Origin of the sequence: Flavobacterium microcysteis, assembly GCF_006385255.1 — a bacterium.
Lineage (GTDB): Bacteria > Bacteroidota > Bacteroidia > Flavobacteriales > Flavobacteriaceae > Flavobacterium > Flavobacterium microcysteis.
Map to the genome: position 1 here is coordinate 1 of NZ_VFJE01000048.1, position 21,014 is coordinate 21,014.

Below are 21,014 nucleotides of genomic sequence, written 5' to 3' on the forward strand. Positions count from 1 at the left end.
TTACGGTGAACAAGTTGCCGGAGGTGACCCTTGCGGGAGGATTCTTCTGCGTGGACCCGGTAACGCTTGACCCTCTGAACACCTTCACCCTTGTGGCCAATACGGACAACGGTGCGAACCCAGCGGACTACACCTACGTGTGGACCAAGGACGGTGGCACCCTTCCCGATACGGGAGCTACCCTTGTGGTAGACGAGCAGGGAAGCTATACGGTGACGGCCACCAATATCGCCACGGGCTGCGTGTCCGAGCCGTCTGACCCGGCCATCGTTACGGCCACGTCTGCGGCCATCATCACCGATGTTACGGTAACCAACGCCTTCACGGACAATGCGACCGTCACGGTAGTGGTGGACCCTACGAGCCTAGGGGACTACGAGTTCAGGCTTGACGAGGGCCCATGGCAGGACAGCAACGTTTTTGCGCCGGTATCTGCAGGGGAGCATACGGTATACGTTAGGGACAAGAACAACGGCGGCTGTACGGATACCGCACCGATCAAGGTATCGGTTATCGACTATCCGAAGTACTTCACCCCGAATGCGGACGGCTACAACGACACGTGGAACATCATCGGGCTTGCCAACCAGCCAGAGGCATCGATCTACATCTTTGACCGCTACGGCAAGCTGCTGAAACAGATCAGCCCAGCTGGCGGGGGATGGGACGGAACGATGAACGGCCACCCGCTGCCATCGACCGACTACTGGTTCAAGGTACTCTATAAGGAGAACAATGCGAGCAAGGAGTTCAAGGCTCACTTCTCGCTGAAGAGATAATTAATTATAAAAGATAATTTTGTTTAGGTTATTTTGATTGAAAAAGGGAGCTTCTGTTTTATGGAAGCTCCCTTTGGATTTTTATAAAAATAAATTTAATTAATGGTCTATTCTTAAGAATTTTTCACCGGAATCAAATTCCAATTCCAAACCATTATTAAGATCAACTTCATAACCCCAACGACTCTTGTCTATTTTGGTAACATTCGCTTCTTTATAGTTTGCTTTTACATAAGCAGCTATTTTAGCAGGAATTGCTGAAGCTGGAATCGCTGTATGGTTTCCGTCTATCTCTTCCCAATTGCCTTTGCCGTCAAATTCAATTTCGATAGCATTGGAAAACTGCACTTTGTATTCTGTAGAAAAAACCTCCTTTTCTTTAACGATATAAGAAGGAGTTTCATTAGGGAAGTGCTTCTTTAAAAATGTCTGTGCATTTGCAGGAAGCTCGGCAGCTGTAATTGTAGTTTTTTGTGCAGAGACTGACAAGCTGAAAAATGTGCTTGCTATCAGTCCCAAAATCATTTGTACTCTCATGGCTAATTGTTTTAAATTTCTTATGCAAGATTACAAGCCGAATTTGGAAACAATTAGGAATACTATGGAAAAACTTATTTTTTTGGAAAAATTATTTTAAACTGATGGCTGTTGTTGAAGCTATAAGCTATTGAAATAGAATAGGTGTTGGCAATTGATTTTACAATTGCCAGTCCCAGTCCGGTGGATTCATTAGTATTGGTATGCCTGTAGAATCGGTTGAAAATAACTTCCGGATTTAAAGGAAGATTTGCTCCGCTATTTGAAATCGTAAAGCTATTTTCATCAATTAAGAAAGTAATCGAACCACCTTGATGATTATGGGTCACAGCATTTTTAAGTAGGTTATTTATTAATGCAGTGGCAAGTCCTTTATTCATACTGAAATGCAGTGAAGCGTTTTCAGTAACCGTAATTGAAATTTCTTTATAAGCAGCCAAGTCAGAAAAATCATCTGCCAATTGCTGAATAAGTTCATTAAAATTGACGAGCTCTTCTTCCGCATATTGTTGGTTTTCAATTTTTGAAAGCATTAGCAACGATTTATTTAAACGAACCAATCGATTGAGCGTGTCTGCAATTTTGCCAATCTCAATCATCTGTTCTTCAGGTAAGGTGTTATTTTCTGCAAATAATTCGAGCTTGTTGATACTGATGGCTAATGGCGTTTGCAATTCATGCGATGCATTTTCAATAAACTGTTTCTGGCTGGAGTAAATAACTTCGTTGCGTTGCAGCATTTCTTCTACTTCCTTCGCAAGTGTGTTAAATTCATCAATTGGCGATTTTATAGGCTTTGGTTTAATTCCGGTACCCAACTTAAAGTTTTTGAGATTGCCCAGAATAGCATGAAACGATTTCCAGATTCGCTTTAAAAGAAAATGGTTTACGACCAGAATACTAATAACGAGCATCACATACAATCCCAAAAGAGCTACAGCAAGATCTTCGAGCAACTCGTCTTCTTCAACAATAGAAGCTTTTATTATAAGCTCGTGCGGATTGCCGTTTTTATCATTGAAAACGGTCGTTAATGTTCGGATAGGTTCATCATCATCATCATATTCCATAAATTCCGACGAAGAAGAAAATTCGTCTTTTGAGGAATAGTCTCCTTTTGGTAATGGCTTTATTGTAAATTTATTGATTCCGAATTCCGGTGTGTTTAGTAGTTTTTCATCAGCAAAAGCCTGCCTGATAATGATGATTTTGGAGTTTTTCAGATCATCATCAATATTATCATACACTTCATCCAGAATAAGTACATAAAACAAGCCTGCCCAGATCGGGATGACGACAAGAAGCGTAATTGCCAGATAGCGTAGTGTGTAATTCTGTAATTTCATCAGCTCATTTTATAACCAATGCCATACACTGCCTGTATGTCGATTTCAGCATTGGCATCCTTCAGTTTCTTACGCAGATTCTTTATTTGCGAATATACAAAATCCAGATTATCAGCCTGATCCGTATGATCGCCCCAAACATATTCTGCCAAGGCAGTTTTGCTAATCAACCGGTTAGGATTTATGACAAAATAATACAGAAGATCAAATTCTTTTCGATTTAAAACCAGATTTTCATCGTTGACTATTACGCTTCTTTGCTCTGGCGATAAAGTCAAATTTTTCCATACGACAAGATTGTCGCCATTATGGCTTTTTCGGCGGATGGCTGATTTTATACGAGCATGCAATTCTGCAAGGTGAAACGGCTTACTCAAATAATCATCGGCACCCAAATCAAGTCCTTTTACTTTATCGTCAACCGCATCTTTTGCAGATATAATAATGATGGCTTCCTGTTTTCGCTGTTTTTTTATTTCGGCAAGCAAATCCAAACCATTTCCGTTGGGAAGCATGATATCAATTAGAACGCAATCATAATCATAGGAGCCGAGTTTGTCCAGTCCGGAAATAAAATCATGGGCAGTTTCCACAATGTATTTTTCCTTTTCCAAAGATTGTTGGATTACTTCCCTGAGTCCGGCTTCATCTTCAATGATTAAGATTTTCATGCTTTCGGATTTTATAGCTTAAATGTATGAATTGGCAGCCAAAATAAAAGCAGATTTTGGAAACAATTAGGAATTGAAAAAGATAGATTACGTCTTACTTTTCTTTACTCGCCTTAGATCCAGCATATTTAGAGGGTTTATACCCAGTCCGGTAACATTTTTTCTGGTAAATCGGGCAACTTTGTCGTAAAACAACGGAATGACCGGAGCTTCTTTGATAACTAGTGCATCCATTTTCTGGTACAATTCAAAACGTTTTGCATTATCAGTTTCTAAGAAAGCCTGCTCGTAGAGTTTGTCAAATTCTTCGTTTTTAAAGTGCGTATAATTTGGCCCGTTAGGAGCAAAGTTTTTACTGTAAAATAATGAAAGATAATTTTCAGCATCAGGATAATCTGCAATCCAGCTTGCCCTGAAAAAAGAAACTTTTCCTGTTGCTATCGCCTGTCTTAAAGTTGCTGGAGGATTGACGTCTATAGCAACATCAAGACCGATTTTTTTCCATTCCCGCTGCAAATATTCTGAAATATCAAGATAAGTAGCATTGGTACTCAAGGCAATTTTAGGATTAGAATCACCAGTAGCTTTTTTATAAGCTGCTACTAGTTCTCTTGCTTTTTGGATGTTATAATCATATCCTGTTTTTGAGGCATCAAAACTTGGAAGTCCGGCAGGAATCATTCCGTTTATTGCAGGAGTTCCCATTCCGTTTCTGAGATAGGTTACTAATTTTTGTCTGTCAAATCCATAATTCATTGCCTGGCGGATTCTTTTGTCGAGTACAGCCTTATCTTTTCCATCCATACGGAAGCCCAGATATTCCGTATTCAGATAAGGTCCGGTAATCATCGTGACATCATTTTTGTATTTTTCCTGTAGTTGTCCGCTTTGTGTGAGGATTTCATCTTTATAAGACGGATGTAGTCCGGATACAAAATCAATTTTTCCTTGGGCAAACAAAAGAAAACCACTTTGTTTATCGGGCAGAAAAGTTACGGCAACGGCTTCCAGATAAGGCAACTGCTGTCCGTTTTCATCTTTTTCAAAATACAACGGATTCTTTCTCAGTACAAGTTTTACGTTTTCTTCCCATAATTTAAATTGAAACGGACCGGTGCCTATTGGTCTGGTTCTAAAATCATAATCAGAAATAGCAAAAGCTTCTTTTGGAACCACCGAAGCATATTTCATAGAAAGCAGTCCTAAAAAAGCAGGAAATGGTTTCTTTAGCTGTATTTCAAACACGGAATCGTTTTTGGCCTTGAAATTTTCTACATTCTGCATGATCCATCCGCCCGGCGATGCTATTTTTTCGTCTAGAAGTCGGTTAAAGCTGTATTCAAAATCGGGAGCATTTACGGTGCGGGTCGAATCTTTACTGTTTGCAAACACGCCATTTTTGTGAAAAAAAACATCTTTTCTTAGATTGAAACTATAGTTTTTTCCGTCTTCAGAAATCGTCCAGGATTTAGCTAAGTCTGGTTTAATATTCAGGCTATCGTCCAATTGCACTAGGCCGTTATAAAGCTGGTTACACATCCAAATATTGTCCTGAGATTTTGCAAAAGCTGGATCAAGAGAGCTGACATTGGCATCCTGATTAAATCGGAAAACTTCATTGTCACGATTTTCTTCCGCCCTTTTTCCGCAGGAATATAAAGTTAACGTTATCCAAAATATTGATATATAGTGTATTGTTGATTTCATTTTGAAAAATATTGTATGTAAATTTGCAGGCTATTTGCAAAATGTAAATATAATTAAAGATACCAATTCCCCAATTTTCGGGAATATTTATAATGACAGAGAACAGAAAAAAAGTTGCTTTTTATACGCTGGGATGTAAGCTGAATTTCTCAGAAACATCTACTATTGCCCGAAACTTTCAGGACGAAGGTTTTGACCGTGTCGAATTTGAAGAAGTTGCCGATATTTATGTGATAAATACGTGCTCCGTAACCGAAAATGCTGACAAGCAATTCAAGCAGGTTGTAAAAAAAGCAATGAAGCTCAATGAAAAGGCATTTGTAGCAGCAGTGGGTTGTTATGCTCAATTGAAGCCAGAAGAATTGGCAGCAGTTGATGGTGTGGATTTGGTTTTGGGTGCTACTGAAAAGTTCAAGATTACAGATTATATAAACGATTTGTCGAAAAATGATTTTGGCGAAGTACACTCTTGTGAAATTGGCGAGGCTGATTTTTACGTAGGTAGTTATTCCATAGGCGACAGGACAAGAGCCTTTTTGAAAGTTCAGGATGGCTGTGATTATAAATGTACCTACTGCACGATTCCTTTAGCGAGAGGAATTTCGAGAAGCGATACAATGGAGAATGTGCTAAAGAATGCCAAAGAAATTTCACAGCAAAATATCAAGGAAATCGTTCTTACCGGAGTCAACATTGGAGATTATGGAAAAGGAGAATTCGGAAATAAAAAACATGAGCATACTTTTTACGAATTGGTTCAGGAATTGGACAAGGTAGAAGGAATTGAGCGTTTGAGAATTTCTTCTATAGAGCCAAATTTACTTCGTAATGAGACCATAGAATTTGTTTCGAAGTCAAGAACTTTTGTACCGCATTTTCATATTCCGTTACAATCAGGAAGCAACGATATTCTGAAAAAGATGAAACGCCGCTATCTGAGAGAAGTATATACTGATAGGGTAAATAAAATCCGGGAAGTTATGCCGCATGCCTGTATAGGCGTAGATGTTATCGTAGGATTTCCAGGTGAAACCGATGAACATTTTCTGGAAACCTATCATTTCCTGAATGATTTGGATATTTCCTATCTGCATGTTTTTACCTATTCTGAAAGAGATAATACAGAAGCGGCAGCAATGCCAAACCCTGTTCCTGCAAATGTGCGTGCTAAAAGAAGCAAGATGCTGAGAGGATTATCGGTTAAAAAGAGAAGAGCTTTTTATGAAGGCCAGTTAGGAACCAACAGAACAGTCTTGTTTGAAGGAGAAAACAAAGAAGGCTACATTCATGGTTTTACTGAAAATTATGTAAAGGTAAAAACGCCTTGGAATCCGGAATTGGTAAATACATTACATGAAATCAACCTGACAAAAATCGATGAAGATGGAATGGTCAGAATGGAATTTTTAAATATTGAAGCCTAATTTAGATTAGGCTTTTTTAATACTTATAATGGAATCGGATTTTAGTAATTCTAAAAACAGATTCCCCATATTTCTCGATAAACTCAAAAGAATTCCTGCCGGTTTGCTTAAAGCTCACAATTAGGGCTGCAGAAATTTCAAAATACATCTTTTCACCCTCCATCATCATTCGGTCGCCGGTTTTTCTATAACCAGAACGGATAAGCGTAAATTCGGATAAATTCCATGTAGTAGAATGGTGGTCAAAACTATCTTGGAGACTATACAGTCCTTCCGTGATTTCGGTTTTGCACCCGTAATATTTCTCGATGTTTTCGAAGAAGCTAAGAATTTTAAGATTTTCTTCCGTCATCCGATAAAAATAATGGATTGTCAGAAACTTTACAACAAAAATATATTCGATATGTTTGCGGCTCTGCGTCTTTGCGTGAAAATAATTGCTCGCAAAGACGCAGAGCCGCAAAGAGAAAGTCATTGAAGATTAAGGTTTTTTATGTTTTTCTTGTTTAGAGAAAACATAAATCGGTATAATTATTTTAATCTGTGGCTAATAAACTTAGCTAGACTCGCTAGATTAAATGCGGATTCCCGGAGGGAGTAATTCTTTGTAGACAGGATTTTTTCTGAAAAAGGCTGCCGTTTTTGGATGTATTGGAACGACTTTTAATTTACGCTGTTCTGCAATCGACATGATTTCTTTTAGGAAGTCATTTATAAATTCGTCATTCTCAAAGGGATCGGGAGTGAGTATTTTTGTCAGGAATATTTTTTTCTCCTGAAAAGAATATTCAATTGCAACTAGTTTTCCGTCAATATGGGCTTCAAACTGTCTTGAAAAAGTATTGTCTTTAATTTCCATAATTCAAATAAAGATATTGTAGTGGTATCGAAGGTTTAAACGGCATGAGTTTTGATTTTAAAAAAACATCGGCGCTTCATAACTTATCGATTATTTAAAATGTTGAGAAGAGGTGTTTGGTATAAAAACCATAATTTTATACAAATTTCGTAATAAAAACCTTTTGTTGCTGTTATGATAGCGTTAAAACAATTATGATGGAGAAAATTCCAGTGTATTTTATGCCGGGTATGGCGGCAAGCTCAACCATTTTTGAAAGAATTCATCTTCCGGAAGATCAGTTTGAAATCCATCTTTTAGAATGGACGCTTCCACTTGATGGTGAAAGCCTTGCGCATTATGCAGAGCGGACAGCAAAAGAAATCAAACATGAAAATCCGGTACTGATAGGCGTGTCTTTTGGAGGGGTTTTGGTTCAGGAAATGGCGAAGTTTGTAAATCCGAGAAAGGTTATTATTATTTCAAGCGTCAAAAGCAATACTGAATTCCCGAGAAGGATGAAGGTGGCAAAGTCGATTAAAGCTTACAAGTTTTTCCCGACCGGACTGATGCAAAATGTTGAAACCTTTGCTAAATTTTCTTTTGGAAACGATAAGATGAATAAAAAGCTAAAGCTTTATGAAAAATTTCTTTCCATGAGAGACAAAAAATACCTGGACTGGGCTTTAGAGCAGATTATTCTGTGGGACAGGGCAGAACCTGATGGGCAAGTAGTTCATATTCATGGTGATGAAGACGAAGTTTTTCCTCCTAAATACATCAAGGATTTCATCCCGGTGAAAGGTGGAACGCATATTATGATTATTACCAAGTTCAAATGGCTGAACGAGCACCTTCCTAAAATTATAGCAGGAGTATAAAAATTAAAAAAATGTTTGTAGGTTTACAAAAATACAAAGACTAAAGACTATGAAATTGATGAAAAAGACTGGCTTGATAGCCTCGGTTGTTTTGGTAAGTGGGATTTTAATCCATGCGGTTTCCGATGAAAAAATAGGAGATAAGGCTCCGGTAACAAAAGGATATTTTTTTCCTGCAGAAATTGATTTTGCAGGTGAAAAAACACCGCTTAATATTATTGATGTAAAAGAACGTTTGGATAGAGAACTATTAGTCAATGCAAATCTGGATGCTTCCACGCTTTTGATTATAAAAAGAGCCAACCGCTTTTTTCCGGTTATAGAACCTATTTTGAAAAAGAATGGTGTTCCAGATGATTTTAAATATTTGGCTGTGGCTGAAAGTGCATTAATGAATGCAACTTCCTCTGCTGGAGCCAAAGGCTTCTGGCAATTTATGGCTGATACAGCAAAAGAAAGAGGTATGGAGGTAAATGATGGCGTTGATGAAAGATATCATTTAGAAAAATCAACAGAAGCAGCTTGTAAATATTTGCTGGATGCCTATAAAAAATTTGGTAGCTGGACGCTGGCAGCAGCTTCCTATAATGGAGGCTTTGGAGGTGTAAATAAGCAAATCACAATTCAGGGAGTTACAAATTATTATGATTTGCTTCTGACAGATGAGACAGCCCGTTATGTTTTCAGGATTTTGGCTTTAAAACAAATCATGAAAAACCCGGTTCAATACGGTTTTGATATAGCGCCGGCAGAATTGTATCAGGCTATCCCAACAAGAAAATTGGAAATTGACAGCTCAATAACAGATTTGGCTTCTTTTGCAAAATCACAAGGCATCAATTATAAGATTTTGAAAATCCACAACCCGTGGTTGCGTGACAGAAAATTGGCAAATCCAACTAAAAAGAAATACGTAATTGAAATTCCTACAGCAGGATATTAAATAAAACCCATAAAAAAAGCCATACACTCAGTATGGCTTTTTTTATGAATATATTTTCTTTAGATTTTCTTCATCTGTTCCTTCATCATCTTAATCTGATCCTTAAGCATATTCTGCTTGTCTAATTTTTTGACTTCGTTCAATAAGTTCGTAGCCTCAATTTTTCGTCTTCTGGACATTGCAACACCCGCAAGATTTAATTTAGCAACGGCAAGGTCCATGTCCATTGATAATCCCAATTCCACCGCTTTTTTGAAATGTTTCTCAGCCTGCATCAGGTTCGTTTGCGAAAGCATCAATCCGTGAAGGTAGTTGTAATATCCTTGTTGTTTTCTTACCAATGCAGTTTCAGGGTTCTTGATATAGGCTAACCATTTCTGAGCTCCTGCAAAATCCTGTTTTCTCAATTTAAGGAAAGCCAGTAAGATAAATTCATTTTTAAAATAAAGTAATATAAAGACTAGTGATAACAGAATAAGAAAGATCCCGTTTCCAATACTGTTTTCTGTAAATTGCCAAATTCCGGTAGCGATAATTAGTCCGGCTAAGATGAGTTTAATATTTCTATGGAACATAATTTTGTATATTTGAGTCGCAAAGGTAATAAAATCAATTAAAAATATTTTTATAAAACTACTTGCCAGAAAAAAAAGACTTCGTATATTTGCACTCGGTTTTGGAATAGCTATTGATTTCGAACCTATAGAAAAGATATTTAATTAAGATTTTTAAAGATATAAAGCAATGAGCAAAAGAACGTTTCAACCATCGAAAAGAAAAAGAAGAAATAAGCACGGTTTTATGGATAGAATGGCTACTGCCAATGGAAGAAAAGTGCTTGCTCGTAGAAGAGCTAAAGGAAGACATAAATTGACTGTTTCTTCTGAACCAAGACACAAAAAATAATGTTTGAATAAACATCGATAAAGGCGTTACTTGTTTTAGTACCGCCTTTTTTTATACCTTGTCGCTAAATTAAAATAGGTCAGGGCTCGCCCTGGCAGGATTAACTACAACAACACACAACAACATGCCAAAAGACAATTCAATCAAATCAGTTTTGATCATCGGTTCAGGTCCAATCGTCATCGGACAGGCCTGCGAGTTTGATTATGCTGGTTCACAATCCGCACGATCCATCAGAGAAGAAGGAATTGAAGTCATCCTGATCAATTCCAATCCAGCTACAATCATGACAGACCCGTCAATGGCTGACCACGTTTATTTAAAGCCACTGACTACCAAGTCTATTATCGAAATCCTTAAAGAACATCCGCAGATTGATGCTGTTTTGCCAACAATGGGTGGACAGACAGCTTTGAATTTATGTCTTGAAGCTGATGAAAAAGGAATCTGGGCAGATTTTGGTGTCAAATTGATTGGAGTGGACATCAATGCGATCAATATTACCGAAGATCGTGAACAGTTTAAGCAATTGCTTGAGAAAATTGAAATTCCTGCAGCACCTGCAAGAACAGCAACTTCTTTCTTGCAAGGAAAAGAAATCGCACAAGAATTTGGCTTTCCATTGGTAATACGCCCGTCGTTTACGTTAGGAGGAACCGGTGCAGCTTTCGTACATAAGAAAGAAGATTTTGACGACCTGCTTACTAAAGGATTAGAAGCTTCTCCTATACACGAAGTACTTATTGATAAAGCCTTATTTGGCTGGAAAGAATACGAATTAGAACTTTTAAGAGATAAAAATGATAATGTCGTAATCATCTGTTCTATTGAAAATATGGACCCAATGGGAATCCATACAGGTGATTCGATTACGGTAGCTCCGGCAATGACATTATCTGACGCAACTTTCCAAAAGATGCGTGACATGGCTATCAAAATGATGCGAAGCATTGGAAATTTTGCAGGCGGATGTAATGTGCAGTTTGCCGTTTCTCCTGATGAAAGAGAAGATATTGTAGCCATCGAAATCAATCCACGTGTGTCCCGTTCTTCAGCTTTGGCGTCAAAAGCAACGGGTTACCCAATTGCTAAGATTGCTTCAAAACTGGCTTTAGGGTATCACTTGGATGAACTGCAAAATCAAATTACAAAGTCGACTTCAGCTTTGTTTGAGCCAACTTTGGATTATGTAATCGTAAAAATACCACGTTGGAACTTTGATAAATTTGAAGGAGCAGACAGAACGTTAGGACTTCAGATGAAATCAGTAGGTGAGGTGATGGGTATTGGCCGTTCTTTCCAGGAAGCGCTACATAAGGCTACACAATCGTTAGAAATCAAAAGAAATGGTTTGGGAGCTGACGGAAAAGGCTATACCAACTATGAGCAGATTATCGAAAAACTGACTTTCGCAAGTTGGGATCGTGTTTTTGTGATTTATGATGCTATCCAAATGGGTATTCCGTTGAGCAGGATTCATGAAATCACGAGAATCGATATGTGGTTCCTGAAACAATACGAAGAATTATATACGTTGGAAAAAGAAATTTCCAACTTTAAAATAGATACGCTTCCAAAAGAATTATTGTTGGAAGCCAAACAGAAAGGTTTTGCTGACAGACAGATTGCCCATATGATAGGTTGTCTTGAAAGTCAGGTACACAAGCTACGTGAGGACATGAATATCAATCGTGTTTATAAGCTGGTTGATACGTGTGCTGCCGAGTTTACTGCAAAAACGCCATATTACTATTCAACGTTTGAAGCGGAAATCGAAACGGCTGACGGAAAACGATATGTGCATAACGAAAGTACAGTAACCGACAGAAAGAAAATTGTCGTTCTTGGATCAGGTCCAAACCGTATCGGACAAGGGATTGAGTTTGATTATTCCTGCGTACATGGAGTTTTAGCAGCTAAAGAATGCGGTTACGAAACGATAATGATTAACTGTAACCCAGAAACGGTTTCGACTGATTTTGATACAGCAGATAAATTATACTTCGAGCCTGTTTTCTGGGAACATATCTACGATATTATCCAACATGAAAAACCGGAAGGCGTAATTGTACAGTTAGGTGGTCAGACTGCATTAAAACTGGCAGAAAAACTTTCTAAATACGGAATCAAGATTATAGGAACAAGTTTTGACGCTTTGGATTTAGCTGAAGACAGAGGGCGTTTCTCTGAGCTTTTGACAGAACTGAAGATTCCGTTCCCTCAATTTGGTATTGCAGAAACGGCTGATGAAGCTTCGGCTTTGGCAGATAAACTAGATTTTCCTTTGTTGGTTAGACCATCGTATGTGCTTGGCGGACAAGGAATGAAAATCGTTATCAATAAAAAAGAACTGGAAGAACACGTAATCGATTTGTTGCGTAGTATTCCTGGAAATAAACTGTTACTGGATCATTATTTGGATGGTGCGATTGAGGCTGAAGCCGATGCAATTTGCGACGGTGAAAATGTCTACATCATCGGAATCATGGAGCATATAGAACCTTGTGGAGTGCATTCAGGAGATTCTAATGCTACTTTGCCACCGTTCAATTTAGGTGAGTTCGTAATGCAGCAGATTAAAGATCATACGAAGAAAATCGCTTTGGCTTTAAAGACGGTAGGTTTGATTAATATCCAGTTTGCTATTAAAGATGATATGGTTTATATCATCGAAGCCAACCCGAGAGCATCCAGAACGGTTCCGTTTATCGCAAAAGCCTACGGTGAGCCTTATGTGAATTATGCGACTAAAGTAATGCTGGGACATAATAAAGTAACCGATTTTGACTTTAATCCTCACCTGAAAGGGTATGCCATAAAACAGCCGGTTTTCTCTTTCAGCAAATTTGCAGGAGTTAACAAGGCACTTGGCCCGGAAATGAAATCTACAGGAGAAAGCATTTTGTTTATTGACGATCTGAAAGACGATCAGTTTTATGAGCTGTATAGCCGACGCAAAATGTACTTAAGTAAATAATAAAAAAATCCCGACTCATATGGTCGGGATTTTTGTTTTTGCTAGTCAGGCAAACGATCTCTGTCGCTCTTTTTTCTATTCAATCGATATGTAAATGTAGCAGATACTCTAGGGCCAGGACTTCTGTAGTTATAATCCCAGGCATAGTCAGTTCCTCTTGCAACTCCTTTTGAAATTCGGGAATCAAAGATATTGTCTGCTCTTAATGTAATACTGGCTTTTTCTTTCCAGATATCTTTTCCCATTCCGAGATTAACCCAATATTGCGATTTCGAGCTGTATTGGCCACTACTGGTAGGTCCTAAATAATTAAAATTGGTTTGAAAGTTCCATGTAGAAAATTTGATTCTTGTACTTTGTTTTGAAATGAAATTTTGGTCAGAAACATTAAGTAGTCCCTTTTGTTTAAAGGTATAGTAGTTCACTTCTCCGGTTAATGTCAGCCACTTTAAGGGAGAATAGGTAAAGCTGATTTCTGTTCCAATTCTGCTTTCTGTCCCGAAATTTATGGCCTGATCTACTAGAAAACCATCGGAATTTGTATAGCGGATGTCTTCAAAAATGTTTTTTGAATATTGATGGTACACGCTTGGATTGATAGTGACTTTGCCCCATTTTATTAATGTCCCAAGCTCATAAGAATTGGTATATACCGGATCTAAATCAGGATTTCCAATTCGGATGTTTCTTCTGTCTGCAATTCCACCAAACGGATTGAGCTGCCAGAAACCCGGACGGTTGATACGTCGGCTATAGCTCAATTGGATATTGAAAACATCATTGATTTCATAAGTGAAGTGGGCTGTAGGGAAAAAATCAGTATACTTCTTATCGATGTTAAACCGGTTGATCCTGTCATTGCTTCCTGTGTTTGAATCTTCTATTCTAAGGCCTAATAAATAATTAAGTTTTTTAATGCTGCTTCCATATTGCACGTAGGCACCAATGATTCTTTCGTCATAATGCAATACATTGTTTAAACTGTCAACAATAACATTATTGTCATAGGCCTGATAATCGCTGTTGATTCTTCTGATTTCACCCTTTATTCCGAATTCAAGTTTGGATTTTTCATTAATCGGTAAGTTATAATCCGATTGGAACAGAAAGTCTTTGCTGCTTTCAATATTTCTACTTTTTAATGCTCTGACAGGCAAGACAACCGGAAAGATTTCCTGTTCTGCAATCGATTCGTTTTCATCATCGTTCCAAAAGTCATATTGCAGGTTGATGGTGAATTTTTGGCCTTCTTTGGCAAAGGTCTTGATATAGTTCAATTCAATCTGATTGGCGGTCTGTGGCTCTTTATAGGCTTCCTTAGCACTAACAATACGCTCAGGGTTGCGATTCTCATCTAAATAAGTAAAACCATAATCAACCGAATTCTTGCTGGTATTGTTTCTGTAAAAGTAACTCAGCGTAATCATGTTCTTGTCATTAAAATAATAGTCGCCACCCAGGTAAGTCGTAAACGTTCTGTTTGTTCTGTCTCTGTCAACATTCCCGTCCAAATACGAATCAATAATGTTACCATTGTAAGTGGCCCTGGAGCTGGATTCATTACTTGGGAAATTGATATATTGGTATCTTAAATCTGAAAAGATATTGATCTTTTTGTTTTTATAATTTACGTTGTAACCTAGAGCATGATTGTCTGGAATTCCGGTTGTGACCTGAACAGAGCTGCCAAATCCTTTGTTTTTGTTTTTCTTTAAAACGATATTGATAATGCCGGCTGTTCCTTGAGAATCGTATTTGGATGATGGATTGGTAATTACTTCCACTTTTTCGATACTCTCTGCTGGTATCTGTTCCAATCCATTATTGGCAGTTAAAACGGAAGGTTTTCCATTAATCAAAATTCGAACACCTGTATTGCCACGCAAGCTGACTGCACCATTGTAATTTACACTCACAGAAGGTACGTTGTTTAGGATGTCGGTTGCATTTCCACCTTTTGAAACCAGGTCGCTACCTACATTAAAGACCTTTTTGTCTAATTTGTGTTCTATAGTAGTTTTTTCTGCTTGAATTTCAATAGTTTCGAGTTGGGTAGCAGCCTCTTCCAGCATAAATGTTGGCAAGACCTGATCGTTTTGTAAATCAAAATTTTCAAGAGTACTGCTTTCCAAACCAATAAACTCCGCTTTAATAGTGTATTTTCCGGTAGTCGCTTTAAAACTAAAATTTCCCTTACTGTCCGTTATTGTTCCGGCAGTAGATTGACCATCCAGACTATTTATTAAAGTTATGGTAGCAAACTCTAATGCAGTAGCTGTCTTTTTCTCTATTACTTTTCCGCTAATAGTTATTGTCTTCTGTTTTTCCTGAGAATAAATAGCCGTAAAGGAGAGAAGGATTCCTATAAAAAATATTTTTTTCATCACGCTTTGGTTTAGAATTACAAGGCAAAGATTGGATGTTTTATGAAGCGGAAAATTAGCATAGATAGAAACCGTATTTTTATAGGTGAAAAGCTGTTTTTTGCCAATAAAATGGTGTTTAAGACTAAAAATAGAATATTCAGGAGTCAAAATTGCGTTTTTGTCGACTGCGATTGAATTTAAATTGTTCTTGATTATCTTTAGTTTTTTTTAGCGATGGATTATTTTAAGAAAATATCGGAATATGTTCGGAATCATAGAGTGGCACAGCATGTCCTATTCTGGCTGATTATTGTAATAACTTTCGTTCCGGCAGGTTTGTTAGATGAACACAATGATCCGGTTTGGGTGATTTTGCTGTTCAATTTTTGCATTCATATACCGCAAATGCTGGCTTCTTATTTTTTGGCCTATTATCTGATTCCAAAATTTGTATTAAAAAAGAAGTATTTCCTCTCTGTAATTTTATTCCTATTATCGGCTTATTTGTTTTCTGCTCTTGCCCGTTTTTTGACTATTCATGTTGGTGAAGAACTGGTCAGAACGCCTCCTTTTGTACAAGAGTCTGTTTATGAAATCCTGACAGATATCAATTCACTGGTGGCTAAATATTTTCCTGCGGTTTTTTCAATTTCCTTTCAGTTTTTATTTGTGAAATACGTTATCAATAACGAGCAGAAAAAAAGCGAACTAAGGCAGTTGGAGCAGAAAAAAACTGAAACGGAGCTAAAGATGTTGAAGGCGCAATTAAATCCGCACTTTCTATTCAATACGCTTAACAATATTTATTCACTCTCATTAGACAATTCGCCTAAGACAGCTAGTGCCATTGGGAAGTTGTCAGATATTCTGGACCATGTCCTGTATAAATGCAATAATCAGGTCGTGACCTTATCAAGCGAAATAGAGCTGTTGAAAAACTATATCGAATTGGAAAAATTGAGATATGACGATAGACTAGAAATTACTTTTGATACAGATATTGAAAATGATATACAAATTCCACCATTATTGCTTTTGTCATTGGTAGAAAATGCCTTTAAGCATGGTGCGGGTGAAGATAGCGGTTCTCCAAAAATCTGGATTTCTATCATGCAAGCAAAAGAGGTTTTTACATTTAAAATTTCAAATACAGTTTCAAGCGATTATGTAAGCAAGGATAAAGATAGAATAGGGTTGACCAACATAAAAAAACAGCTGGACCTGATTTATCCTGAAAATTATTCATTAGATATCAAACAAGCTGTAAATTCGTTTTCAGTAGTTTTACAAATCAATCAAAACAACAACTTATGAAAATTAAATGTCTGGTAGTTGATGATGAACCGCTTGCAATTCGATTAATTGAAAAGCATATTGCCAAAATAGACAACCTGGAAGTTGTTGCGACCTGCAATACGGCATTAAAAGCATTTGAGATATTGAATTTGCAAAGAATAGACTTGTTGTTTATTGATATAAAAATGCCAAATATTACGGGGATTGAATTTTTGAAAAATCTAAAAAATCCACCTAAAACCATACTGACTACTGCCTATAGGGAATATGCGATTGAAGGCTATGATTTGGGCGTTGTCGATTATCTTCTCAAGCCTATTACTTTTGAGCGTTTCTTAAAAGCGGTTGACAAGTTTTTAAGCGAAAACGCCAAAAATGAAGTAAAAATTAAAGAATCGGTACCTGATGAATTTATTTTGGTAAAGTCAGGAATCAAAAACTACAAAATCAATACAAACGACATTGTCTATATTGAAAGCCTAAAAGATTATATAAAAATCAATACGGTAGGCGATAAGAATATTACTTCTAAATATAAAATTGGGGATATTCAAGAAGAATTAAATGGAGATCATTTTTTACGAATCCATAGATCCTTTATTATAAACACTTCCAAAATTACTGCCTTTACAATAAACGAAATTGAAGTTAATAACATTGAAATTCCTATTGGAGCCAGTTATAAAGAAGATGTTTTGCTGTATTTAAAGACACTAAAGAATTCAAAATAAACAATTGTTTCCAGGAATAAATATCTTGGCATTGATAGTAAGGCTTCCAATCTGGAGGCTTTTATTTTTACTAAAAAACGCCTCATTTTGTTTTAAATTAAATCAAATAATTAACTGATTTGTAGCTTATTATTAAGTAAAAAAGATAATTTTTTATTTATATTTGTTGTAATTTAATAGTAATTTTATTTTATATCACTTTTTTGGTTTAATAAGCAGCCTATGAGAAAAACTACTTTTCTTCTTTTTCTTTTCTTTTTAACCACAACTGTCTTTTCCCAAAAAGACATTTTCAATGTAGCCCGAACCGGAACAGTCGATGAGGCAAAAACGTTGATGAAGCACAGCCCGGATTGTATTAATGATGTATCTCCTGAAGGTTATTCTCCGCTTATTTTGGCCTGTTATAGAGGAAATGTTGAGGTTGCTGATTTTTTGATTCAACATGTAAAAGATATCAATGCGGTGAGTGGTATGGGTACGGCTCTGATGGCCGCTACCGTAAAAGGAAATGTAGGAATAGTAAAAAAATTGCTTGAAAAAAAAGCTGACCCAAATATTCCGGATTCTAACGGAACTACCGCTTTGATCTATGCTTCTATTTTTAAAAATTATGAAGTTGCAGATTTCCTCATAAAAGCAAAAGCAGATCCGCATGCCAAAGACAATCGAGGAAATTCGGCAATTGATTATGCGATATTGTCCAATGATGATAAGCTGATACAAATCCTAAAAACAAAATGATATGAGAAAAACTACTTTAGCCTTTTTTGCAATACTCCTTTCGGGTTTCAGTTTGACGGCCCAGACCTACAGCACGGGAACGGTGACTTTGACAACCGGATTTACCGCTAAGGTAGATGTAACCAGCAGTTTGGTTACGCTTACTTTTGTTGGCCCGTCAACAGATTGGCTGGGATTGTCTTTTAATGCAACATCTATGAATGATAATGGAAGCGATGTAGTGATTTTTGATGGAACTAATATGACAGACAGAACATTTGCCGGAATAGGTGCTACGCCGCCTTTGGATGCCAACCAAAATTGGACGGTGACCTCCAATACAATCAACGCAGGCGTAAGAACTGTAACGGCAACACGTGCACGTGATACGGGAGATTCAAATGATTATACTTTTAGTGCTTCGGCTCAGGCGCTCAATCTGGCTTGGGCACATAGACCAGGAAGTTTAGCTATGGGTTATCACGGATCGGGAAATAGTGGAGCTACGATGGCTAATTTTGCACTAGGAACGGAGAGCTTTACTGCTGAATCGTTTAAGCTATACCCTAATCCTGCTAAAGGTTTTACAACAGTAGAACTTCCTGATTTTGTTTCAGAATGTGAAATTAAAGTATATGACAATTTAGGTAAGCTGATCAAAGTACAAGCTGTTTCAGATTCGCAGACTACAATTAGTACTTCAGGTTTGGCTACAGGTTCTTATATGGTGGTTGTTAGGACAAATTATGGAAACGCAACAAAAACGTTGATAGTAGAATAATCCTAAACGAACCAAATAAAAAAATCCCGAACATTATTCGGGATTTTTTATTGATTAAAGTATTCTTTATTTTTTAATGAACTTCTGGGAGTATTTCTCACCATTGCTATTCTGTAAAACCATCATATAGTTTCCTACAGATAAGGATTGTATATCAATAGTGTTGTCTTTGATTTTTACATCAGAAACCATTCTGCCGTTATAGTCATAGATTTTAGCATCCGTAATGTCATATTTCATTTCATTGAGCTGGATTCGGATTTGGTGAGATGCCGGATTCGGATAAATCACAAACATACTGCTATTGGCTTCAGATACGCCTAAAGTAGAACCTTCAGTAACTAGCAGTCTGGAATTCTTAGATGGATTTTCGATTACATCTACCAATCCAGAAGGCCATTTGATAATTACTTTTTCAATTACTGAGGCTTCTCCTATTCCAAAATGCGTGTTGAGCGTATTGGCAAATTCAAAACCTTCGCCGCTTCTTACATCTCTGATTTGCTTGCCCCAAGTTCCGTAAAGTTCTACTCTTGCTCCAATACCATTGCTATTGCTTTGAATGCCTTTAAGGTTGATTGTAATCCAGTTGCTGTCATTTCCGTTGTTGAAATAGACGATGTTTGCTGTTTGGACATCAAGGAAACCATCATTGTTCAAGTCTCCAATAGCGCCATTAGGAGGAGCTCCACCAGATTTTGTGAATGTCCAGTCACCATTGTTAATCATTATGATACCACCTGGCCCATAAACATCAATAAATCCGTCGTTGTTAAAATCACGGGCAATATATTCTCTTCCCATATTGTTATAGGTGTCAAATCCAGAACCGGCAGTTACATTGGTAAACGTGCCATCCTTATTATTACGCATCAGTTTTTGTGCTGTTCCACCCGCATTTGAGCCAATCAAGACATCCATATAGCCGTCATTGTCAAAATCGCCAAAAGCACTTGACCATGATTGATCCGGATCAGCTAATCCTGCAGCTGCTGCTACATTGGTAAAAGTTCCGTTTCCGTTATTTCTGTGCAATTCATCAGTACTGGCCGCAACGTTACCGCCTCTACATTTTGCAATAAAGAGGTCCTGGTCGCCGTCATTGTCATAATCAACAAAAATAGAACCGTAATTTCCTCCGTTTGGATAATCGCCCATGCCACCTTGGTGGAAGACAAGGTTTCCGCTTCCGTCATTAATATAATAAACATTAGGATTTATATCGTGACAAACAAAAGCATCAAGATTTCCATCGTTATTGAGGTCTACAAAATTGGAACGCTGACAGAATATAGATTGAGGTCCTGATATTTTCGTGTAGCCGTTGCCAGTATTGTTGGCTTTCAAGAAAGTCACACCACTGCCACCTCCAAATACTAAGTCATTATAACCATTTTTGTCAAAATCGCCTGCAGTAACGCTCCATGAGGGCATATTGTTAACAGTAGGGATTGTTATGGTTGCTGGAGTAAACCCGCCAGAGCTATTTTGATAAAGAATGTTAAGACTAGAGCTACTGATGCCAACAATGTCATCCAGATAATCACCATTCATATCTGCAACGCAGTTTTTATAACTGCCGGTTAAGGCTATGGTTTGTCGAGTAAATCCAACGATTTCTTCTGGTACTGTCGACGGTTCGGGAGTGTATGCCCCTTCTACTATGAGAAAATTAAAGGAGATGCTTTGCCATTTATTATCAAAAACTATGTAATAAGTTGCGTTGGCGGTAGCATTGAAGGCGTATCTTGCTAAAAGTCCGGTTCCGGTATTTCCACCGTCGTCATCGCCGCCTACACAAGTCAATGCGCCACAGCTGCCCTTGTAAATATGAAAACGAGTGTCTTTGTTTCTATTAACTTGCAGGTCTGTTGTTACGGTTACTGAAGTACTTGTTGAGGGTATGTATTTGTACCATTCGCTGTTTGTAGCCGTGCCGATTCCTGCGCAAATTCCATATGGATTGGCATTTCCATTGATTTGGTCTACTAAATACATTCCAGGGGTAATTTCCAATGCAGATTCGCAATTATCTTGTGCTCTGCTTACAAATGCCATAAGGCAAAGGATAAACAGGGGGAGTTTTTTGTTATAATGCTGTTTCATAG

Annotated in this window: 19 protein-coding genes; 10 read left to right on the top strand and 9 right to left on the bottom strand. The window is 37.5% G+C overall.

Features of this window, described 5'->3' with window-relative positions; genetic code table 11:
* On the top strand, nt 1-779 hold a 779-nt coding region (locus FJA49_RS01195; protein WP_139997997.1), incomplete at its 5' end, for a T9SS type B sorting domain-containing protein.
* Between the two features lie 99 nt (nt 780-878).
* Here FJA49_RS01195 and FJA49_RS01200 read toward each other — a convergent pair.
* The 4 genes from FJA49_RS01200 to FJA49_RS01215 form a co-directional block, all read right to left on the bottom strand.
* Complete coding sequence (locus FJA49_RS01200; protein ID WP_139997999.1) at nt 879-1,316, bottom strand: PepSY-like domain-containing protein; 438 nt, start codon at nt 1,314-1,316, stop codon at nt 879-881.
* Between the two features lie 74 nt (nt 1,317-1,390).
* Nucleotides 1,391-2,662 (bottom strand): sensor histidine kinase, encoded by a 1,272-nt coding sequence (locus FJA49_RS01205; RefSeq protein ID WP_139998001.1) that lies wholly within the window; start codon nt 2,660-2,662, stop codon nt 1,391-1,393.
* Complete coding sequence (locus tag FJA49_RS01210) at nt 2,662-3,333, bottom strand: response regulator transcription factor (RefSeq protein WP_139998003.1); 672 nt, start codon at nt 3,331-3,333, stop codon at nt 2,662-2,664. The genes FJA49_RS01205 and FJA49_RS01210 overlap by 1 nt, the downstream gene beginning before the upstream one ends.
* 87 nt (nt 3,334-3,420) lie before the next feature.
* The gene (locus FJA49_RS01215) at nt 3,421-5,040 is read right to left on the bottom strand and encodes an ABC transporter substrate-binding protein (RefSeq protein WP_139998005.1); all 1,620 of its coding nucleotides are present in this window, start codon (nt 5,038-5,040) and stop codon (nt 3,421-3,423) included.
* 92 nt (nt 5,041-5,132) lie between these two features.
* On the opposite strand from FJA49_RS01215, the gene mtaB reads away from it, so the two are divergent.
* A complete protein-coding gene (gene mtaB, locus FJA49_RS01220; RefSeq protein WP_139998007.1) occupies nt 5,133-6,464 on the top strand; it encodes a tRNA (N(6)-L-threonylcarbamoyladenosine(37)-C(2))-methylthiotransferase MtaB in 1,332 nt (443 codons plus the stop codon).
* A 16-nt stretch (nt 6,465-6,480) separates the two neighbouring features.
* Here mtaB and FJA49_RS01225 read toward each other — a convergent pair whose 3' ends face one another.
* Both FJA49_RS01225 and FJA49_RS01230 read right to left on the bottom strand, forming a co-directional pair.
* On the bottom strand, nt 6,481-6,816 hold the full coding sequence (locus FJA49_RS01225; RefSeq protein ID WP_139998009.1) for a hypothetical protein: 336 nt from the start codon (nt 6,814-6,816) through the stop codon (nt 6,481-6,483).
* 222 nt (nt 6,817-7,038) lie between these two features.
* On the bottom strand, nt 7,039-7,323 hold the full coding sequence (locus FJA49_RS01230; RefSeq protein WP_139998011.1) for a GNAT family N-acetyltransferase: 285 nt from the start codon (nt 7,321-7,323) through the stop codon (nt 7,039-7,041).
* Between the two features lie 197 nt (nt 7,324-7,520).
* Here FJA49_RS01230 and FJA49_RS01235 point away from each other — a divergent pair, with 197 nt between their 5' ends.
* Together FJA49_RS01235 and FJA49_RS01240 are read left to right on the top strand one after the other, a co-directional pair.
* On the top strand, nt 7,521-8,183 hold the full coding sequence (locus FJA49_RS01235; RefSeq protein WP_139998013.1) for an alpha/beta fold hydrolase: 663 nt from the start codon (nt 7,521-7,523) through the stop codon (nt 8,181-8,183).
* Between the two features lie 49 nt (nt 8,184-8,232).
* Nucleotides 8,233-9,126 (top strand): lytic transglycosylase domain-containing protein, encoded by an 894-nt coding sequence (locus tag FJA49_RS01240; RefSeq protein WP_139998015.1) that lies wholly within the window; start codon nt 8,233-8,235, stop codon nt 9,124-9,126.
* 59 nt (nt 9,127-9,185) lie between these two features.
* Here the strand turns inward: FJA49_RS01240 and FJA49_RS01245 are convergent, their stop codons facing one another.
* Nucleotides 9,186-9,701 carry a DUF2892 domain-containing protein gene (locus FJA49_RS01245; RefSeq protein WP_139998017.1) on the bottom strand — a complete coding sequence of 172 codons (516 nt, stop codon included), beginning with the start codon at nt 9,699-9,701 and terminating at the stop codon, nt 9,186-9,188.
* A 169-nt stretch (nt 9,702-9,870) separates the two neighbouring features.
* Here FJA49_RS01245 and rpmH point away from each other — a divergent pair, with 169 nt between their 5' ends.
* Nucleotides 9,871-10,032 (top strand): 50S ribosomal protein L34, encoded by a 162-nt coding sequence (rpmH, locus tag FJA49_RS01250; RefSeq protein WP_091142558.1) that lies wholly within the window; start codon nt 9,871-9,873, stop codon nt 10,030-10,032.
* Between the two features lie 124 nt (nt 10,033-10,156).
* Nucleotides 10,157-13,009 carry a carbamoyl-phosphate synthase large subunit gene (gene carB, locus FJA49_RS01255; RefSeq protein ID WP_139998019.1) on the top strand — a complete coding sequence of 951 codons (2,853 nt, stop codon included), beginning with the start codon at nt 10,157-10,159 and terminating at the stop codon, nt 13,007-13,009.
* A 41-nt stretch (nt 13,010-13,050) separates the two neighbouring features.
* On the opposite strand, the gene FJA49_RS01260 is transcribed toward carB, so the two are convergent.
* Entirely contained in the window at nt 13,051-15,393 is a 2,343-nt protein-coding gene (locus tag FJA49_RS01260) for a TonB-dependent receptor domain-containing protein (RefSeq protein WP_139998021.1), read from the bottom strand.
* 216 nt (nt 15,394-15,609) lie between these two features.
* Between FJA49_RS01260 and FJA49_RS01265 the strand changes: the two genes are divergently transcribed.
* From FJA49_RS01265 to FJA49_RS01280, 4 genes are all read left to right on the top strand, one after another.
* A complete protein-coding gene (locus FJA49_RS01265) occupies nt 15,610-16,689 on the top strand; it encodes a sensor histidine kinase (RefSeq protein ID WP_233590049.1) in 1,080 nt (359 codons plus the stop codon).
* Entirely contained in the window at nt 16,686-17,402 is a 717-nt protein-coding gene (locus FJA49_RS01270; RefSeq protein WP_139998023.1) for a LytR/AlgR family response regulator transcription factor, read from the top strand. The genes FJA49_RS01265 and FJA49_RS01270 overlap by 4 nt, the downstream gene beginning before the upstream one ends.
* A gap of 222 nt (nt 17,403-17,624) precedes the next feature.
* Nucleotides 17,625-18,146 carry an ankyrin repeat domain-containing protein gene (locus FJA49_RS01275; protein ID WP_139998025.1) on the top strand — a complete coding sequence of 174 codons (522 nt, stop codon included), beginning with the start codon at nt 17,625-17,627 and terminating at the stop codon, nt 18,144-18,146.
* Nucleotide 18,147: 1 nt separating this feature from the next.
* The gene (locus FJA49_RS01280) at nt 18,148-18,906 is read left to right on the top strand and encodes a T9SS type A sorting domain-containing protein (RefSeq protein ID WP_139998027.1); all 759 of its coding nucleotides are present in this window, start codon (nt 18,148-18,150) and stop codon (nt 18,904-18,906) included.
* A gap of 66 nt (nt 18,907-18,972) precedes the next feature.
* Here FJA49_RS01280 and FJA49_RS01285 read toward each other — a convergent pair whose 3' ends face one another.
* Entirely contained in the window at nt 18,973-21,012 is a 2,040-nt protein-coding gene (locus tag FJA49_RS01285; RefSeq protein WP_139998029.1) for a CRTAC1 family protein, read from the bottom strand.
* Between the last annotated feature and the right edge of the window lie 2 nt (nt 21,013-21,014).

Coding starts and splice junctions, on each gene's coding strand:
- FJA49_RS01210 (WP_139998003.1), bottom strand. CDS start 3,333: ATGAAAATCTTAATCATTGAAGATGAAGCCGGACTCAGGGAAGTAATC.
- FJA49_RS01225 (WP_139998009.1), bottom strand. CDS start 6,816: ATGACGGAAGAAAATCTTAAAATTCTTAGCTTCTTCGAAAACATCGAG.
- FJA49_RS01235 (WP_139998013.1), top strand. CDS start 7,521: ATGGAGAAAATTCCAGTGTATTTTATGCCGGGTATGGCGGCAAGCTCA.
- FJA49_RS01245 (WP_139998017.1), bottom strand. CDS start 9,701: ATGTTCCATAGAAATATTAAACTCATCTTAGCCGGACTAATTATCGCT.
- FJA49_RS01215 (WP_139998005.1), bottom strand. CDS start 5,040: ATGAAATCAACAATACACTATATATCAATATTTTGGATAACGTTAACT.
- FJA49_RS01275 (WP_139998025.1), top strand. CDS start 17,625: ATGAGAAAAACTACTTTTCTTCTTTTTCTTTTCTTTTTAACCACAACT.
- rpmH (WP_091142558.1), top strand. CDS start 9,871: ATGAGCAAAAGAACGTTTCAACCATCGAAAAGAAAAAGAAGAAATAAG.
- FJA49_RS01200 (WP_139997999.1), bottom strand. CDS start 1,316: ATGAGAGTACAAATGATTTTGGGACTGATAGCAAGCACATTTTTCAGC.
- FJA49_RS01205 (WP_139998001.1), bottom strand. CDS start 2,662: ATGAAATTACAGAATTACACACTACGCTATCTGGCAATTACGCTTCTT.
- FJA49_RS01285 (WP_139998029.1), bottom strand. CDS start 21,012: ATGAAACAGCATTATAACAAAAAACTCCCCCTGTTTATCCTTTGCCTT.
- FJA49_RS01265 (WP_233590049.1), top strand. CDS start 15,610: ATGGATTATTTTAAGAAAATATCGGAATATGTTCGGAATCATAGAGTG.
- FJA49_RS01280 (WP_139998027.1), top strand. CDS start 18,148: ATGAGAAAAACTACTTTAGCCTTTTTTGCAATACTCCTTTCGGGTTTC.
- FJA49_RS01240 (WP_139998015.1), top strand. CDS start 8,233: ATGAAATTGATGAAAAAGACTGGCTTGATAGCCTCGGTTGTTTTGGTA.
- FJA49_RS01270 (WP_139998023.1), top strand. CDS start 16,686: ATGAAAATTAAATGTCTGGTAGTTGATGATGAACCGCTTGCAATTCGA.
- mtaB (WP_139998007.1), top strand. CDS start 5,133: ATGACAGAGAACAGAAAAAAAGTTGCTTTTTATACGCTGGGATGTAAG.
- carB (WP_139998019.1), top strand. CDS start 10,157: ATGCCAAAAGACAATTCAATCAAATCAGTTTTGATCATCGGTTCAGGT.
- FJA49_RS01230 (WP_139998011.1), bottom strand. CDS start 7,323: ATGGAAATTAAAGACAATACTTTTTCAAGACAGTTTGAAGCCCATATT.
- FJA49_RS01260 (WP_139998021.1), bottom strand. CDS start 15,393: ATGAAAAAAATATTTTTTATAGGAATCCTTCTCTCCTTTACGGCTATT.